This window comes from Pseudomonas sp. GR 6-02 (assembly GCF_001655615.1).
Classification (GTDB): Bacteria; Pseudomonadota; Gammaproteobacteria; order Pseudomonadales; family Pseudomonadaceae; genus Aquipseudomonas.
Genome location: NZ_CP011567.1, coordinates 5,838,330 through 5,853,952 on the forward strand (window position 1 = coordinate 5,838,330; position 15,623 = coordinate 5,853,952).

Annotated in this window: 14 protein-coding genes; 11 read left to right on the forward strand and 3 right to left on the reverse strand. The window is 58.7% G+C overall.

What is annotated here, in order from left to right; genetic code table 11:
* Positions 1–38: 38 nt before the first annotated feature.
* The 7 genes from apaG (at position 39) to PGR6_RS26005 (ending at position 8,203) form a co-directional block, all read left to right on the forward strand.
* Positions 39–419, forward strand: a complete 381-nt coding sequence (gene apaG / locus PGR6_RS25975) for a Co2+/Mg2+ efflux protein ApaG (protein WP_018928850.1) — start codon at positions 39–41, stop codon at positions 417–419.
* The gene (locus PGR6_RS25980) at positions 419–1,300 is read left to right on the forward strand and encodes a symmetrical bis(5'-nucleosyl)-tetraphosphatase (protein WP_064620767.1); all 882 of its coding nucleotides are present in this window, start codon (positions 419–421) and stop codon (positions 1,298–1,300) included. The genes apaG and PGR6_RS25980 overlap by 1 nt, the downstream gene beginning before the upstream one ends.
* Positions 1,301–1,333: 33 nt before the next feature.
* The gene (gene glpE, locus PGR6_RS25985) at positions 1,334–1,663 is read left to right on the forward strand and encodes a thiosulfate sulfurtransferase GlpE (RefSeq protein ID WP_018928848.1); all 330 of its coding nucleotides are present in this window, start codon (positions 1,334–1,336) and stop codon (positions 1,661–1,663) included.
* Positions 1,664–1,959: 296 nt separating this feature from the next.
* The gene (locus PGR6_RS25990) at positions 1,960–3,882 is read left to right on the forward strand and encodes a PrkA family serine protein kinase (RefSeq protein ID WP_007904259.1); all 1,923 of its coding nucleotides are present in this window, start codon (positions 1,960–1,962) and stop codon (positions 3,880–3,882) included.
* A 203-nt stretch (positions 3,883–4,085) separates the two neighbouring features.
* Positions 4,086–5,357 carry a YeaH/YhbH family protein gene (locus PGR6_RS25995; RefSeq protein WP_018928847.1) on the forward strand — a complete coding sequence of 424 codons (1,272 nt, stop codon included), beginning with the start codon at positions 4,086–4,088 and terminating at the stop codon, positions 5,355–5,357.
* Complete coding sequence (locus PGR6_RS26000) at positions 5,354–6,916, forward strand: SpoVR family protein (RefSeq protein ID WP_018928846.1); 1,563 nt, start codon at positions 5,354–5,356, stop codon at positions 6,914–6,916. The genes PGR6_RS25995 and PGR6_RS26000 overlap by 4 nt, the downstream gene beginning before the upstream one ends.
* 63 nt (positions 6,917–6,979) lie before the next feature.
* Positions 6,980–8,203, forward strand: coding sequence for a multifunctional CCA addition/repair protein (locus PGR6_RS26005; RefSeq protein WP_018928845.1), 1,224 nt, complete (start codon positions 6,980–6,982; stop codon positions 8,201–8,203).
* 79 nt (positions 8,204–8,282) lie between these two features.
* On the opposite strand, the gene folK is transcribed toward PGR6_RS26005, so the two are convergent.
* Together folK and folB are read right to left on the reverse strand one after the other, a co-directional pair.
* Positions 8,283–8,801, reverse strand: a complete 519-nt coding sequence (gene folK / locus PGR6_RS26010) for a 2-amino-4-hydroxy-6-hydroxymethyldihydropteridine diphosphokinase (RefSeq protein ID WP_018928844.1) — start codon at positions 8,799–8,801, stop codon at positions 8,283–8,285.
* Positions 8,792–9,145, reverse strand: coding sequence for a dihydroneopterin aldolase (gene folB / locus PGR6_RS26015; protein WP_018928843.1), 354 nt, complete (start codon positions 9,143–9,145; stop codon positions 8,792–8,794). The genes folK and folB overlap by 10 nt, the downstream gene beginning before the upstream one ends.
* A gap of 74 nt (positions 9,146–9,219) precedes the next feature.
* Between folB and plsY the strand changes: the two genes are divergently transcribed.
* A complete protein-coding gene (plsY, locus tag PGR6_RS26020) occupies positions 9,220–9,789 on the forward strand; it encodes a glycerol-3-phosphate 1-O-acyltransferase PlsY (RefSeq protein ID WP_018928842.1) in 570 nt (189 codons plus the stop codon).
* Between the two features lie 23 nt (positions 9,790–9,812).
* Here plsY and tsaD read toward each other — a convergent pair whose 3' ends face one another.
* Positions 9,813–10,838: a tRNA (adenosine(37)-N6)-threonylcarbamoyltransferase complex transferase subunit TsaD gene (tsaD, locus tag PGR6_RS26025; protein ID WP_018928841.1), complete on the reverse strand. Its 1,026-nt coding sequence runs from the start codon at positions 10,836–10,838 to the stop codon at positions 9,813–9,815.
* Between the two features lie 199 nt (positions 10,839–11,037).
* On the opposite strand from tsaD, the gene rpsU reads away from it, so the two are divergent.
* The 3 genes from rpsU to rpoD all read left to right on the forward strand — a co-directional run bounded on the left by rpsU (position 11,038) and on the right by rpoD (position 15,619).
* Positions 11,038–11,253 carry a 30S ribosomal protein S21 gene (gene rpsU / locus PGR6_RS29740; RefSeq protein WP_002551877.1) on the forward strand — a complete coding sequence of 72 codons (216 nt, stop codon included), beginning with the start codon at positions 11,038–11,040 and terminating at the stop codon, positions 11,251–11,253.
* A 483-nt stretch (positions 11,254–11,736) separates the two neighbouring features.
* Positions 11,737–13,704, forward strand: a complete 1,968-nt coding sequence (gene dnaG / locus PGR6_RS26035; RefSeq protein WP_064620770.1) for a DNA primase — start codon at positions 11,737–11,739, stop codon at positions 13,702–13,704.
* A gap of 67 nt (positions 13,705–13,771) precedes the next feature.
* Positions 13,772–15,619, forward strand: coding sequence for an RNA polymerase sigma factor RpoD (gene rpoD / locus PGR6_RS26040; protein ID WP_007936542.1), 1,848 nt, complete (start codon positions 13,772–13,774; stop codon positions 15,617–15,619).
* Positions 15,620–15,623 lie beyond the last annotated feature (4 nt).

Genomic DNA, 15,623 nt, shown 5'->3' on the forward strand with positions numbered 1-15,623 from the left:
TACGCCCCGCGTTCCGCTTCGTTTCTAAGGCCTTTTGCATGTCCGATCCTCGTTACCAGGTCGACGTCAGCGTCGTCACCCGCTATCTGGCAGAACAATCGCAACCCGAGCAAGACCGCTTTGCCTTCGCCTACACCATCACCGTGCAAAACAATGGCCTGCTACCCGCCAGACTGCTTTCACGGCATTGGGTCATCACCGACGGTGATGGCCATGTCGAGGAGGTTCGCGGTGCGGGCGTCGTCGGCCAGCAGCCGTTGATCGAGGTGGGCAAGAGCCACACGTACAGCAGCGGCACCGTCATGACATCCAAGGTCGGCACGATGCAGGGCACCTACCAGATGCTCGCCGAAGACGGTAAGCACTTCGACGCCATCATCGCGCCGTTCCGTCTGGCGGTTCCCGGGGCGTTGCACTGATGGCGACGTATGCCGTCGGTGATGTGCAAGGTTGCCTTGAACCGCTCAAATGCCTGCTCGAGCAAGTGGCCTTCGACCCTGCCCGAGATCGCCTGTGGCTGGTGGGTGATCTCGTCAACCGTGGCCCACAGTCGCTGGAAACCCTGCGCTTCCTCTATGGCATCCGCGAGTCGCTGGTATGCGTACTCGGCAACCATGACCTGCACTTGCTGGCCGTCGGGCAAAACATCGAGCGCCTGAAGAAAGCCGATACCTTGCGTGAGATCCTCGAAGCACCCGATAGCGCGGACCTGCTGGAGTGGGTTCGCCAGCAAAAGCTCATGCACTACGATGAACAACGCGATATCGCCCTGGTCCATGCTGGTATCCCGCCGCAATGGTCGCTGCGCAAAGCCTTGAAGTGCGCCACCGAAGTCGAAGAAGCCCTGCACGATGACAACCGCTTCGCGCCTTACCTTGACGGCATGTACGGCAACGAGCCGGTGAAATGGAATAGCGACCTCAAAGGCGCCGCCCGCCTGCGAGTCATCACCAACTATTTCACCCGGATGCGTTTTTGCACCAGCGACGGCAAACTCGACCTCAAGGGCAAGGAAGGCATCGACACCGCACCGCCGGGCTATGCACCGTGGTTCGCGCACAAGGAGCGTAAAACCAAAGGCCTGAAGATCATCTTCGGCCATTGGGCGGCGCTCGAAGGCCAGTGCAACGAACCGGGGCTCTTTGCCCTCGACAGCGGTTGCGTCTGGGGTGGTGCCATGACCCTGATGAATGTCGACACCTTTGAGCGCCTGCAATGCAAATGCGACGCCCATGGCCACCTTCGACCGGCAGTCGCCACCTCTATTCCCGAACAAACGTCAGCCAGCGCCCCGCGCTAGACTGCGCTTTCAGCCGAGCCACAGGAGCCCGCCATGAGCGAATTCAAACGTATCCCCCCAGAACAGGCCCAGGCCCTGCGCGAACAAGGCGCGGTGGTGGTCGATGTCCGCGACCCGGCAACATTTGCCGCGCTGCACATCACCGGTTCGAAGCATCTGGACAACCATTCTCTGCATGCTTTCATCCAGGGCGCCGATCTGGATGCGCCAACGGTAGTGGTCTGCTATCACGGAAATTCCAGCCAGGGCGCAGCTGCTTATCTGATCAGCCAGGGCTTTTCCGACGTCTACAGCATGGACGGCGGTTTTGAGCTGTGGCGTACGACCTATCCTTCGGAAACGGCGCAAGGCACTTCCGAATAATTATTTTGTAATGCGCAAGCCCCGGCCCCCGTGGGCTCGCGCGATTACAGACGAACGGTCTGCCACAACTAATTACGTATCTTGCCTTTACCTCCCAAATTCCCAACTATCCTTAAGCGCAGGCCATCCAAAACAGGGGAGAGCCGGTACACCGGCGCACGGGTCATCGGGAGTAGCTTTCGGAGTAGTCAGCTCCGGAAGAGTTCTGGGGGGTAAACAGCAACTGCCTGTTCGGTTGCTGCCAGCATCGACTGAGTGATCCGGCGTCGGCTCCACGTATCGAGCGAGGTGACGTCATGAGTATCTTTAGCCACTTCCAACAACGCTTCGAGTCCACGCGCCAGGAAGAACTCTCGCTGCAAGAGTATCTTGAACTGTGCAAAAAGGACCGCAGCGCCTACGTTTCCGCGGCCGAGCGTCTATTGCTGGCCATCGGCGAACCGGAACTGCTCGACACCTCAACCAACTCGAGGCTGTCGCGCATCTTTTCCAACAAGGTGATCCGCCGCTATCCGGCCTTTGAAGACTTCCACGGGATGGAAGAATGCATCGACCAGATCGTGTCGTATTTCCGCCATGCCGCTCAGGGTCTGGAAGAAAAGAAACAGATCCTCTACCTGCTTGGCCCAGTCGGTGGCGGTAAGTCATCTTTGGCCGAAAAGCTCAAACAGCTGATCGAGAAAGTGCCCTTTTACGCAATCAAGGGCTCGCCGGTTTTCGAGTCGCCCCTGGGTCTGTTCAACGCCACTGAAGATGGCGCGATCCTCGAGGAAGACTTCGGCATTCCCCGGCGCTACCTCAACACCATCATGTCGCCATGGGCCACCAAGCGCCTGGCCGAATTCGGCGGCGACATCAGCCAGTTCCGCGTGGTGAAACTCTACCCGTCGATCCTCAACCAGATTGCAGTTGCGAAAACCGAGCCGGGCGATGAAAACAACCAGGACATCTCGGCACTGGTGGGCAAGGTCGATATTCGCAAACTGGAAGAGTTCCCGCAGAACGACGCCGATGCCTACAGCTATTCGGGCGCGCTGTGCCGGGCCAACCAGGGCCTGATGGAATTCGTCGAAATGTTCAAGGCACCGATCAAGGTGCTGCACCCATTGCTGACGGCCACTCAGGAAGGCAACTACAACAGCACCGAAGGCTTGGGGGCAATTCCGTTCACCGGGATTCTGCTGGCCCACTCCAACGAATCGGAATGGCACACTTTCCGGAACAACAAGAACAACGAAGCCTTCATCGACCGGATCTATATCGTCAAAGTGCCGTATTGCCTGCGCGTCAGCGACGAGGTGAAGATCTACGACAAGCTGCTGTTCAACAGCTCTCTGGCCAAGGCCCATTGCGCACCCGACACGCTGAAAATGCTCGCTCAGTTCACCGTGCTCTCGCGCCTTAAAGAGCCGGAAAACTCCAACATCTACTCCAAGATGCGCGTGTATGACGGCGAAAACCTCAAGGACACCGATCCGAAGGCCAAGTCGATCCAGGAATACCGCGATGCTGCAGGTGTCGACGAAGGCATGAACGGTCTGTCGACCCGCTTCGCCTTCAAGATCCTGTCGAAGGTCTTCAACTTCGATCCGCACGAAATCGCCGCCAACCCGGTGCATCTGCTCTACGTGCTGGAACAGCAGATCGAACAGGAACAATTCCAGGCCGAGACCCGCGAACGCTATCTGCGCTTCCTGAAAGAGTACCTGGCGCCGCGTTACATCGAGTTCATCGGCAAGGAGATCCAGACTGCCTATCTCGAGTCTTACAGCGAGTACGGCCAGAACATCTTCGATCGCTATGTGCTGTACGCCGACTTCTGGATTCAGGATCAGGAATACCGCGATCCGGAAACCGGCGAGATCCTCAACCGCGTAGCCCTGAACGAGGAACTGGAGAAAATCGAGAAACCGGCCGGCATCAGCAATCCGAAGGATTTCCGCAACGAAATCGTCAACTTCGTACTGCGCGCCCGTGCCAACAACAACGGCAAGAACCCAACCTGGCTCAGCTACGAAAAACTGCGGGTGGTCATCGAGAAGAAAATGTTCTCCAACACCGAGGACCTTCTGCCGGTCATCAGCTTCAACGCCAAGGCCAGCAAAGAGGACCAGCAGAAGCACAACGACTTCGTCACACGGATGGTCGAGCGGGGCTACACCGACAAACAGGTACGACTGCTGTCCGAGTGGTACTTGCGGGTCAGAAAATCACAGTAACCCGCTGCCGGTCAGACCGGTTGTCGTTAGCCAGAGGCCTGTGTACGCATTTTCTGTTACACAGACCTCTGGGAGGTGTTCGAAAGTCGGTAACGAGGTTCAGGCAGCATCCAGAAGCGCTTGGGGGAGCGTGAACATCCCTCGGCACAGGTCGATGCTGCATAACCGCTCGCCCCTTTCAGGACAGCTTCTAAGGAGCAGTCATGAGCTATGTGATCGACCGACGTCTCAATGGCAAGAACAAGAGCACGGTAAACCGTCAGCGGTTTCTGCGGCGCTACCGTGATCACATCAAAAAGGCCGTCGAAGAGGCGGTAGGCCGGCGTTCCATTACCGATATGGAACACGGCGAGCAAATCAGCATTCCCGGCCGCGACATCGACGAGCCGGTGCTTCACCATGGCCGGGGCGGCAAGCAGACCATCGTGCACCCGGGCAACAAGGAGTTCACCAGCGGCGAGCACATTGCCCGTCCGCCCGGAGGTGGCGGCGGCAGAGGCCCCGGTAAGGCCGGTAACTCGGGTGAAGGGATGGACGAGTTCGTCTTCCAGATCACCCAGGAAGAATTCCTCGAATTCATGTTCGAGGACCTTGAACTGCCTAACCTGGTCAAACGTCACCTGACCGGCACCGACACCTTCAAGACCGTACGCGCGGGCATCAGCAACGAGGGCAACCCGTCACGGATCAACATTATCCGTACGCTGCGCTCGGCCCATGCCCGGCGAATCGCCCTGTCCGGCAGCAGCCGGGCAAAACTGCGCGAAGTCAAAGAGGAGCTCGCCCGGCTTAGACGGGAGGAGCCGGACAACTTCGGCGACATCCAGGAACTCGAAGCGGAAATCGAGAAGCTCAGTGCGCGCATTCACCGAGTGCCATTTCTCGACACCTTTGACCTCAAGTACAACCTGTTGATCAAACAGCCGAACCCGAGCTCCAAAGCAGTGATGTTCTGCCTGATGGACGTGTCCGGCTCCATGACCCAAGCGACCAAGGACATCGCCAAGCGCTTCTTCATCCTGCTGTACCTGTTCCTCAAGCGGAACTACGACAAAATCGACGTCGTGTTCATCCGCCACCACACCAGTGCCCGCGAAGTGGATGAGGAGGAGTTTTTCTACTCCCGGGAAACCGGCGGTACCATCGTTTCCAGCGCCCTTAAACTGATGCAGGAGATCATGGCCGAGCGTTATCCGAGCAATGAGTGGAATATCTATGCCGCCCAGGCGTCCGACGGCGATAACTGGAACGACGACTCGCCGATCTGCCGCGACATTCTGATCAATCAGATCATGCCGTTCGTGCAGTACTACACTTATGTAGAGATTACCCCGCGCGAACACCAGGCCCTGTGGTTCGAGTACGAACGCATCGCCGAAGCCTTCTCTGACACTTTTGCCCAGCAGCAACTGGTCTCGGCCGGGGATATCTATCCGGTCTTCCGTGAACTCTTCCAGCGCAGGTTAGTGACATGACCGCCAAAGAGCAAAAGCGCCAACCCATTTCCACCGGCTCCGAATGGACGTTCGAGCTGATCCAGGCCTACGACCGCGAAATCAGTCGTCTCGCGGCCCGCTATGCGCTCGATACCTACCCCAACCAGATCGAAGTCATCACTGCCGAACAGATGATGGACGCCTACGCCTCTGTGGGCATGCCCCTGGGTTATCACCATTGGTCCTATGGCAAACACTTCCTGAGTACCGAAAAATCCTACAGCCGCGGCCAGATGGGGCTGGCCTACGAGATTGTGATCAACTCGGACCCTTGCATCGCCTATCTGATGGAAGAAAACACCATCTGCATGCAGGCCCTGGTGGTGGCTCACGCCTGCTATGGCCATAACAGCTTCTTCAAGGGCAATTACCTGTTCCGCACCTGGACCGACGCCAGCTCGATCATCGATTACCTGGTGTTCGCCAAGCAGTACATCATGCAGTGCGAAGAACGCCACGGTATCGACGCGGTAGAGGACTTGCTCGATTCCTGCCATGCGCTGATGAATTACGGGGTCGACCGTTACAAACGCCCTTATCCGATTTCCGCCGAAGAAGAACGCCGTCGGCAGAAGGATCGGGAAGAACATCTGCAAAAGCAGATCAACGATTTGTGGCGGACCATTCCAAAAGGCGCGGACAAATTCAGCGACAAGGACAACGCACGCTTCCCCGCCGAGCCTCAGGAAAACATCCTGTATTTCATCGAAAAACACGCCCCGCTGCTGGAGCCATGGCAACGTGAAATCGTGCGGATCGTGCGCAAGATCGCCCAGTATTTTTATCCACAGCGCCAGACACAGGTGATGAACGAAGGCTGGGCCACCTTCTGGCACTACACCTTGATGAACGACTTGTATGACGAAGGCCTGGTCACCGATGGCTTCATGATGGAGTTCCTGACGTCCCATACCAGCGTGGTGTTCCAGCCGGGCTTCGACAGTCCCTACTACAGCGGAATCAACCCCTACACCCTCGGTTTTGCCATGTATCGCGATATCCGGCGGATATGCGAACAGCCTACCGAAGAGGACTACCGCTGGTTCCCGGAAATCGCCGGCACAGACTGGCTGTCCAGCATCAAATTCGCCATGAGCAGCTTCAAGGACGAGAGCTTCATCCTGCAGTACCTGTCACCCAAGGTGATCCGCGACCTGAAGCTGTTCAGCATCCTCGATGACGACCAAAAGGATGATCTGCTGGTTCCGGCGATCCACGACGAAGAGGGCTATCGAACCATCCGCGAAACCCTGGCGGCGCAATACAACCTGGGCAATCGCGAACCCAACATCCAGATCTACAGCATCGACCGGCGCGGGGACCGCTCGCTGACCCTGCGTCACCAGCAGCACGACCGCAAGCCGCTCGGCGATTCCACCGAGGAAGTGCTCAAGCACCTGCATCGGCTCTGGGGCTTCGACATTCACCTGGAAACCCTGCAAGGGGATCAGGTGGTGAAAACCCACCATGTTCCACCCAGAAGCGAACACGGCGAGGGAGACTACGGCCGGCTAGACTTGGCTGTCATTCATCTTTGATCCTGTTTCGGCCTCCGGAAGTTCGACGCAAAGGTTATTCTGTCGGGCTAACGGAGGTTTTTTATGCAGATTTATAAAGTCGGTGGTGCGGTACGCGATCGCCTGCTGGGCAGGCCTGTCACCGATATCGACTGGGTCGTGGTAGGCGCCACCACCGAAGAAATGCTCGCCAAGGGCTTTCGCCCGGTGGGTGCGGATTTTCCGGTATTTCTTCACCCCAAAAGCGGTGAGGAATACGCCCTCGCCCGCACCGAACGCAAAAGCGGGCGCGGTTACGGCGGCTTCACCTTTCACGCCAGCCCCGAAGTCACGCTCGAAGAAGACCTGATTCGTCGTGACCTGACGATCAACGCCATGGCCGAAGACGATCAGCAGAACCTGACCGACCCCTACCATGGCCAGCGGGATCTCGAGGCTCGCCTGCTTCGTCACGTTTCCCCCGCGTTCGCCGAAGATCCGCTCCGCGTTCTGCGCGTTGCCCGCTTCGCCGCGCGTTATGCAGGACTGGGCTTCACCGTCGCCCCCGAGACACTGGCGCTGATGAGGCAACTCAGCGAATCGGGTGAACTGGAGGCACTGACCGCGGAACGCAGCTGGAAAGAAATCGCCCGTGCGCTGATGGAAGACCAACCCCAGGTGTTCATCCAGGTGCTGCGCGAGTGCGGTGCGCTCAAAGTGCTGATGCCGGAAGTCGATGCGCTGTTCGGTGTACCGCAACCCGAGGCCCATCACCCGGAAATCGACACAGGCGTGCATACCCTGAGCGTGCTGGAGCAAGCGGCACAGCACAAACAACCGCTGACCGTGCGCTGGGCCTGCCTGCTGCACGACTTGGGCAAAGGACTGACGCCCGAGGAGGAATGGCCCCGCCACATCGCCCACGAGCACAAAGGCCTGAAGCTGATCAAAGCGATCAACGAGCGCTTCAAGGCACCGAAGGATTGTCAGGAATTGGCACTGCTGGTGGGCGAGTATCACACCCATGGCCACCGGGCTCTGGAGCTGAAACCGTCGACCCTGCTGGAGTTGCTGCAGAGTTTCGACGTCTATCGTCGACCTCAGCGCTTTGAGGAGTTTATTGCGGCGTGCGAGATGGACGCTCGAGGGCGCAAAGGCCTGGAGCAGCGAAGTTATCCACAGGCGGATTATTTGCGCGGTGCGGCGACTGCAGCGCGAAGCGTGGCGGTTCAGCCGTTGCTGGAGAAGGGATTCAAGGGGCCGGAATTGGGCGAGGCGATCAAGCGCGAGCGGCTCAAGGCGCTGAAGGCCTACAAAGAAAAAGCATAAGCAAGGGCAAAAGATCGCAGCCTGCGGCAACTCCTACAGAGATCGGCGTAGAAGTTGCCGCAGGCTGCGATCTTTTGCTTTACAGCATATCGGAAGGGGTCAACTGCTCACCGCGCCACTCAAAAGCCACCGGCGCCAACACCTGATCGATCCGCGCCTCGCTCCACAAGGTCGCAAAGCTTTTGCCTACACCCGGATGCACTCTGTCCGGCGCAATCAGCGACAACGGCCACAGCACGAAGGCGTTTTTCAGAATCTCTGCCCGCGGCAACACCAACCCATCGAAATTGCCCACCAGATCGCCGAACAGCAGCACGTCGATATCCAGCGGCAAGCCCTTGCGGTCCGGCGCGTAACGGCCGTTATCCGCCTCGATGAATTTCAGCCGTCGATCCAGCTCCATCAACGGTAGATCGGTATAGGCCGAGACCACAAAGTTGAAAAACGGCCCGCTCTTGATCCCCACCGGCTGGCTTTCGAACACCGCCGAGCAGCGCATATCCACCAGGAAACCCGCCAGGGCGTCCAGGCCAGCCTGCAAATGGGATTCGCGCTCGATATTGCTACCGAGCCCGAGGTACACCTGAGTCAGCGACATCCGCGCTCGATCTCCACACCCACGCCCTTGGCCGCCGGAACGGCACCTGGCTTGGTCAGCTTGAGGTGCATCCAGGTGATCTTGAACTCACTCATCAGCACTTCTGTCAGACGCTCGGCAAACGTCTCGACCAGCTGGAACTGCGCCTGCTCGGCAAAAGCCTGGATGCGTGACGAAACGCTCGCGTAGTCAAGCGCCAGGGTCAGGTCATCACCAGCAGCGGCCGGACGATTGTCCCAGGCGAAGCTCAGATCAAGTCGCAGACACTGTCGGATGCCTCGTTCCCAGTCGTAGGCACCAATCACGGTGTCGACTTCCAGGCCCTCGATAAACACTCTGTCCAAGCACTTCTCTCCGCTGCACGACAAGGGCGCAATGCGCCGTTAGAATCAGGGCGTCCTCGCCCGGAATAGTTAGCATGTTTTGGTCACTGGCGATTTTCGCCTACCTGCTCGGCTCTCTGTCCTTCGCCATTTTGCTCAGCCGCCTGACCGGTAACCCCGATCCGCGAATGAGTGGCTCGGGCAATGCCGGTGCCACCAATATGTTTCGTCTGGCCGGCAAAAAACTCGCCATCCTGACCTTGCTCGGCGACCTCTGCAAAGGCCTGCTGCCAGTGCTGGTCGCAGGTGCAATGGGCCTTTCACTGCAGGAACAGGCCTGGATCGGCGTCTTCGCCGTCATCGGTCACCTGTTTCCACTGTACTTCCGCTTTCGCGGCGGCAAGGGTGTCGCCACCGCGGCCGGCATGCTGCTGGGGCTCTATCCACCCGCTGCGCTGCTGGCGGTCTGTGCCTGGCTGTTGACGTTCTACCTGACCCGCACCAGCTCACTCGCCGCCCTGATTGCCACACCCCTGACCCTGCCGCTGCTCGCCTGGCAAGAACCGGCGGCACTGCTGCCTATGAGCGCACTCACGGGGCTGATCGTCTGGCGTCATCGCGGCAATCTACGCGACCTGTTTGCCGGGCGCGAACGGCATTTTTAAATACCGCACGTGAGCGCCACTCATCACAGCGCCGACAACTGCTCCATCGGCCAGCGCGCCTGCACGCTGATTGCCAGGCTTTCGTGCTGACCGGCCCGCAAGCGCTGGCAGCCGGCAAACGCAATCATCGCACCGTTGTCGGTGCAGAACTCCGGACGGGCATAAAACACATCGCCCCTCATGTCGCCGAGCATTTTTTCCAGTGACGTACGCAACGCCTTGTTGGCGCTGACGCCGCCAGCGATCACCAGACGCTTCATGCCAGCCTGTTTCAGGGCACGCTTGCACTTGATGGTCAAAGTCTCCACCACGGCCTGCTGGAACGCCAGCGAGATGTCGCAACGGGCTTGCTCGCCGTCGTCCCCGGCGCTGACGCATTGCTGCCAGGTGTTCAAGGCGAAGGTTTTCAAACCGCTGAAGCTAAACGCCAGGCCCGGGCGATCACACATCGGACGCGGGAAGACGAAACGTCCGTCAACGCCTTGCGCCGCCAGACGAGCGATCTCCGGACCGCCCGGGTAATTGAGGCCCATCATTTTTGCAGTTTTGTCGAACGCTTCACCGGCGGCATCGTCGAGGGTCTCGCCCAAGAGCGTGTACTGACCGATCCCATCGACCTGAACCAGCTGCGTATGACCGCCCGAGACCAACAAAGCGACGAACGGGAACTCCGGTGGCTGCGGCTCCAGCATCGGCGCCAGCAAGTGACCTTCCATGTGGTGCACGCCCAGTGCCGGGATACCCCAGGCAAAAGCCAGCGCCTGCGCGCAGGAAGCCCCTACCAGCAGGGCTCCGACCAGGCCGGGGCCGGCGGTATAAGCGATGGCGTCGATCTCGGTCGGCACGCAGTCGGCCTCCGCCAGCACCTGACGGATCAAGGGCAGCATGCGTTTGACGTGATCGCGCGAAGCCAGCTCCGGCACAACGCCGCCATAAGCGCGATGCAGGTCGATCTGACTGAACAGCGCATCGGCCAACAACCCGCGTTCACTGTCGTAAAGTGCGACACCGGTTTCGTCGCAAGAGGTTTCTAATCCCAGTACTAGCATGGGTTTGCGCCTTGTAGAGGCTGAATTCGAAGGCGCGCATAATAGTCGTCGCGTGATGCCCCGACCAGCGGTTTTCGATCAGAGGCTTTGCATTCCGAGCGATGAGGGGTTAACATCCGCAACCCTTAAAAACCGACGTCTTCAAGTGCTCTTTTGCCGCGAGGATGTTGACCCCGGTAATGAATGAAGGTAGCTCTGGATGCCAGCCGTCAAAGTTAAAGAGAACGAACCCTTCGACGTAGCTCTGCGTCGTTTCAAGCGCTCCTGCGAAAAAGCCGGTGTACTGGCTGAAGTTCGTAGCCGCGAATTTTACGAGAAGCCTACTTCTGAGCGTAAGCGCAAAGCAGCAGCCGCTGTTAAGCGTCACGCCAAGAAAGTACAGCGCGAACAGCGCCGCGCCGTTCGTCTGTACTAATACACAGACGATCGTAGCAAGCTTCTGCCAAGCCCGGCCCTCAGCCGGGCTAATGGCATTTGCGGACAACGCTTGATGCTTCACCGTCAAAGCCGCAGACGCGACCGAGACAAACCTGCTTCACAGCGTCAGACCTGGCTCTTTTGCCAGCGGTGCACGTCTTTTCTGACGAGCCTTTCAAGGCTACTGACGAGCACACCCACTGATTCCTCTCACGACGATCAGCCCAAGGCACCTTCTTGCGTGCCCGCTTATTGAGCTATCCGAGGCCATAGATTGGCCGTCGCCGGACTCAGCGAAACACTTTCGAATAGTCGAATGCTGATTGGTACTAACGTCAGTGGATTTTCGGCAGATACACTTCCCGACAGCGATTACGCAGACGACACCGGTCGAGCCGCACACCCTGCGCGCCTCAAACAACGACCTGCGTTCGGCCGCACTTCGTTTCGGGTCCATTTCAGCGCAGATGACGAGAACGCCATGGCCGGGCTAATTCCCCAGAGCTTCATTGACGACCTTCTGAACCGCACCGACATCGTCGATGTGGTCAGCTCGCGCCTGCAAATGAAAAAGGCCGGCAAGAACTACACTGCCTGCTGCCCGTTTCACAAAGAGAAAACCCCCTCCTTCAGCGTCAGCCCCGACAAACAGTTCTATTACTGCTTCGGTTGCGGCGCTGGCGGTAACGCCCTCGGCTTCATCATGGACCACGACAACCTGGACTTCCCCCAGGCAGTCGAAGAACTGGCCAAAGCCGCCGGCATGGAAATCCCCCGCGAAGAAAGCGGCCGACCGCACAAACCGCGGCAGCCCACCGATTCGCCGCTGTATCCGCTGCTCACCGCTGCCGCCGATTTTTACCGCCAGGCCCTGAAAAGCCATCCGGCGCGCAAAGCGGCCGTGGATTACTTGAAAGGTCGTGGATTGACCGGCGAAATTGCTCGGGATTTCGGCCTCGGATTCGCTCCGCCCGGCTGGGATAATCTGTTCAAGCATCTGAGCAGCGACACCCTGCAGCAAAAGGCCATGATCGATGCCGGCCTGCTGGTGGAGAACGCCGAAACCGGCAAGCGCTATGACCGCTTCCGCGATCGCGTGATGTTCCCGATCCGTGACAGTCGCGGGCGCATCATCGCCTTCGGCGGCCGGGTACTGGGCGACGACAAGCCGAAATACCTGAACTCACCGGAAACCCCGGTTTTCCATAAGGGCCAGGAACTCTATGGCCTTTACGAAGCGCGCAAGAACAACCGCAACCTCGACGAAATCATCGTCGTCGAAGGCTACATGGACGTCATCGCCCTCGCCCAGCAAGGCCTGCGCAATGCTGTGGCAACCCTGGGCACCGCCACCAGCGAAGAGCACTTGAAGCGACTGTTTCGCGTCGTACCCAACGTACTGTTCTGCTTCGACGGCGACCAGGCCGGCCGCAACGCTGCCTGGCGTGCACTGGAAGCGACGTTGCCGAGCCTGCAGGACGGACGGCGTGCACGCTTTCTATTCCTGCCCGAAGGCGAAGACCCGGACACACTGGTCCGCTCCGAAGGCACTGACGCCTTCCGCGCGCGGATCAATCAGCATGCACAGCCATTGGCCGATTATTTTTTCCAACAGCTGACCGAGGAATCGGACCCGCGCTCGCTTGAAGGCAAGGCCCACATGGCTACCCTCGCCGCGCCACTGATCGACAAGGTTCCGGGCGCCAACCTACGCATTCTGATGCGCCAGCGCCTGACCGAAATTACCGGGCTCAGCGGCGAAGCCGTGAGTCAACTGGTGCAAAGCGCACCTCAGGAAGCACCACCGGCTTACGACCCGGGCATTGATTACGACGCCATGCCCGATTACAGCGACTACCATCAGCCGCAGGTGCAAGAGATGTATGTGCCGCAGCAGGAGTGGACGCCGAAAAAAACCGGCGCAGGCGGCAAGAAATGGGACAAAAAGCCGTGGGACAAGAACGGCAAACGTGGCGGCGATCGCGATCAACCGCGCGCGCCACGGGTACCGGCTGCTGTGGAGCCACCCACCCTGGCCGCCTTGCGCACGTTGCTGCATCACCCGCAATTGGCCGAAAAAGTCGAGGATGCCGGGCACTTTGCGGCCGAAGACCACACTAACACGCAACTGCTGGTCGCCCTGCTCGAAGCCGTACAGAAGAATCCCAAGCTAAACTCATTTCAACTGATTGCGCGTTGGCACGGCACTGAACAGGGCCGACTGCTGAAAGCGCTGGCAGAAAAGGAATGGCTGATTGATGGAGATAACCTTGAACAACAGTTTTTCGACACCATTACTAGCTTGTCAGCCCGCCAACGCGAGCGAAATCTGGAACAACTTCTTCGAAAAGCGCGTCAAAGTGAGTTGAGTGCCGAAGAGAAAAATCAACTGCGCGACCTTTTAAGCCGCAATGTTTGCGCATCAAACCCGACCTCAACTGGCGCGTGAGGTCATAGCTCAGGTATAATCCTCGGCTTGTTTTTTGCCCGCCAAGACCTTCAGTGGATAGGGTGTTATGTCCGGAAAAGCGCAACAGCAGTCTCGTATCAAAGAGTTGATCACACTTGGTCGTGAGCAGGGCTACCTGACTTACGCGGAGGTCAACGACCACCTGCCGGAGGATATTTCAGATCCGGAACAGGTGGAAGACATCATCCGCATGATCAATGACATGGGGATCAACGTATTCGAGGTTGCGCCAGATAAGGATTCCCTTATGCTGGCCGACGCCGATACCGACGAAGCCGCGGCCGAAGAGGCAGCAGCAGCGTTGGCAGCGGTCGAGACCGACATTGGTCGCACCACCGACCCAGTGCGCATGTACATGCGTGAAATGGGTACGGTAGAGCTCCTCACACGTGAAGGCGAAATCGAAATCGCCAAGCGTATTGAAGAGGGCATCCGCGAAGTGATGGGCGCAATCGCGCACTTCCCTGGCACGGTTGACCATATTCTCTCCGAGTACACTCGCGTCACCACCGAAGGTGGCCGCCTGTCCGACGTCCTGAGCGGTTATATCGACCCGGACGACGGCATTGCGCCGCCTGCAGCCGAAGTGCCACCGCCTGTCGACCCGAAAGCCGTGAAAGCGGACGACGACACCGACGACGATGACGCCGAAGCAAGCGATGACGAAGAAGAAGCCGAAAGCGGTCCGGATCCGGTCATCGCCGCACAGCGTTTTGGCGCTGTCGCCGATCAGATGGAAATCACCCGCAAGGCGCTGAAAAAGCACGGTCGCTACAACAAGGCTGCGATTGCCGAGCTGTTGGCCCTGGCTGAGCTGTTCATGCCGATCAAACTGGTGCCGAAGCAATTCGAAGGCCTGGTCGAGCGTGTTCGCAGTGCCCTGGATCGTCTGCGTCAGCAAGAGCGCGCGATCATGCAATTGTGCGTTCGTGATGCCCGCATGCCGCGTGCCGACTTCCTGCGCCAGTTCCCGGGCAATGAAGTCGACGAAAGCTGGAGCGATGCACTGGCCAAAGGCAAAAGCAAATACGCTGAAGCCATTGGTCGCCTGCAACCGGACATCATTCGTTGCCAGCAGAAGCTGACCGCGCTGGAAACCGAAACCGGTTTGACGATTGCCGAGATCAAGGACATCAACCGTCGCATGTCGATCGGTGAGGCCAAGGCCCGCCGCGCGAAGAAAGAGATGGTCGAAGCGAACTTGCGTCTGGTGATCTCCATCGCCAAGAAGTACACCAACCGTGGCCTGCAGTTCCTCGATCTGATCCAGGAAGGCAACATTGGCTTGATGAAAGCGGTAGACAAGTTCGAATACCGCCGCGGCTACAAATTCTCGACTTATGCCACCTGGTGGATCCGTCAGGCGATCACTCGCTCGATCGCCGACCAGGCCCGCACCATCCGTATTCCGGTGCACATGATCGAGACGATCAACAAGCTCAACCGTATTTCCCGGCAGATGTTGCAGGAAATGGGTCGCGAACCGACCCCGGAAGAGCTGGGCGAACGCATGGAAATGCCTGAGGACAAGATCCGCAAGGTATTGAAGATCGCTAAAGAGCCGATCTCCATGGAAACCCCGATCGGTGATGACGAAGACTCCCATCTGGGTGACTTCATCGAAGACTCGACCATGCAGTCGCCAATCGATGTCGCCACCGTTGAGAGCCTTAAAGAAGCGACACGCGAAGTCCTGTCCGGCCTCACTGCCCGTGAAGCCAAGGTTTTGCGCATGCGTTTCGGTATCGACATGAATACCGACCACACCCTCGAGGAGGTTGGTAAGCAGTTCGACGTGACCCGTGAACGGATTCGTCAGATCGAAGCCAAGGCGCTGCGCAAGCTGCGCCACCCGACGAGAAGCGAGCATTTGCGCTCCTTCCTCGACGAGTGATCAC

What these genes read in the sequence shown, in the direction of transcription:
- apaG (WP_018928850.1), top strand. Translation starts at nt 39, where the DNA reads ATGTCCGATCCTCGTTACCAGGTCGACGTCAGCGTCGTCACCCGCTAT.
- PGR6_RS25980 (WP_064620767.1), top strand. Translation starts at nt 419, where the DNA reads ATGGCGACGTATGCCGTCGGTGATGTGCAAGGTTGCCTTGAACCGCTC.
- glpE (WP_018928848.1), top strand. Translation starts at nt 1,334, where the DNA reads ATGAGCGAATTCAAACGTATCCCCCCAGAACAGGCCCAGGCCCTGCGC.
- PGR6_RS25990 (WP_007904259.1), top strand. Translation starts at nt 1,960, where the DNA reads ATGAGTATCTTTAGCCACTTCCAACAACGCTTCGAGTCCACGCGCCAG.
- PGR6_RS25995 (WP_018928847.1), top strand. Translation starts at nt 4,086, where the DNA reads ATGAGCTATGTGATCGACCGACGTCTCAATGGCAAGAACAAGAGCACG.
- PGR6_RS26000 (WP_018928846.1), top strand. Translation starts at nt 5,354, where the DNA reads ATGACCGCCAAAGAGCAAAAGCGCCAACCCATTTCCACCGGCTCCGAA.
- PGR6_RS26005 (WP_018928845.1), top strand. Translation starts at nt 6,980, where the DNA reads ATGCAGATTTATAAAGTCGGTGGTGCGGTACGCGATCGCCTGCTGGGC.
- folK (WP_018928844.1), bottom strand. Translation starts at nt 8,801, where the DNA reads ATGTCGCTGACTCAGGTGTACCTCGGGCTCGGTAGCAATATCGAGCGC.
- plsY (WP_018928842.1), top strand. Translation starts at nt 9,220, where the DNA reads ATGTTTTGGTCACTGGCGATTTTCGCCTACCTGCTCGGCTCTCTGTCC.
- tsaD (WP_018928841.1), bottom strand. Translation starts at nt 10,838, where the DNA reads ATGCTAGTACTGGGATTAGAAACCTCTTGCGACGAAACCGGTGTCGCA.
- rpsU (WP_002551877.1), top strand. Translation starts at nt 11,038, where the DNA reads ATGCCAGCCGTCAAAGTTAAAGAGAACGAACCCTTCGACGTAGCTCTG.
- dnaG (WP_064620770.1), top strand. Translation starts at nt 11,737, where the DNA reads ATGGCCGGGCTAATTCCCCAGAGCTTCATTGACGACCTTCTGAACCGC.
- rpoD (WP_007936542.1), top strand. Translation starts at nt 13,772, where the DNA reads ATGTCCGGAAAAGCGCAACAGCAGTCTCGTATCAAAGAGTTGATCACA.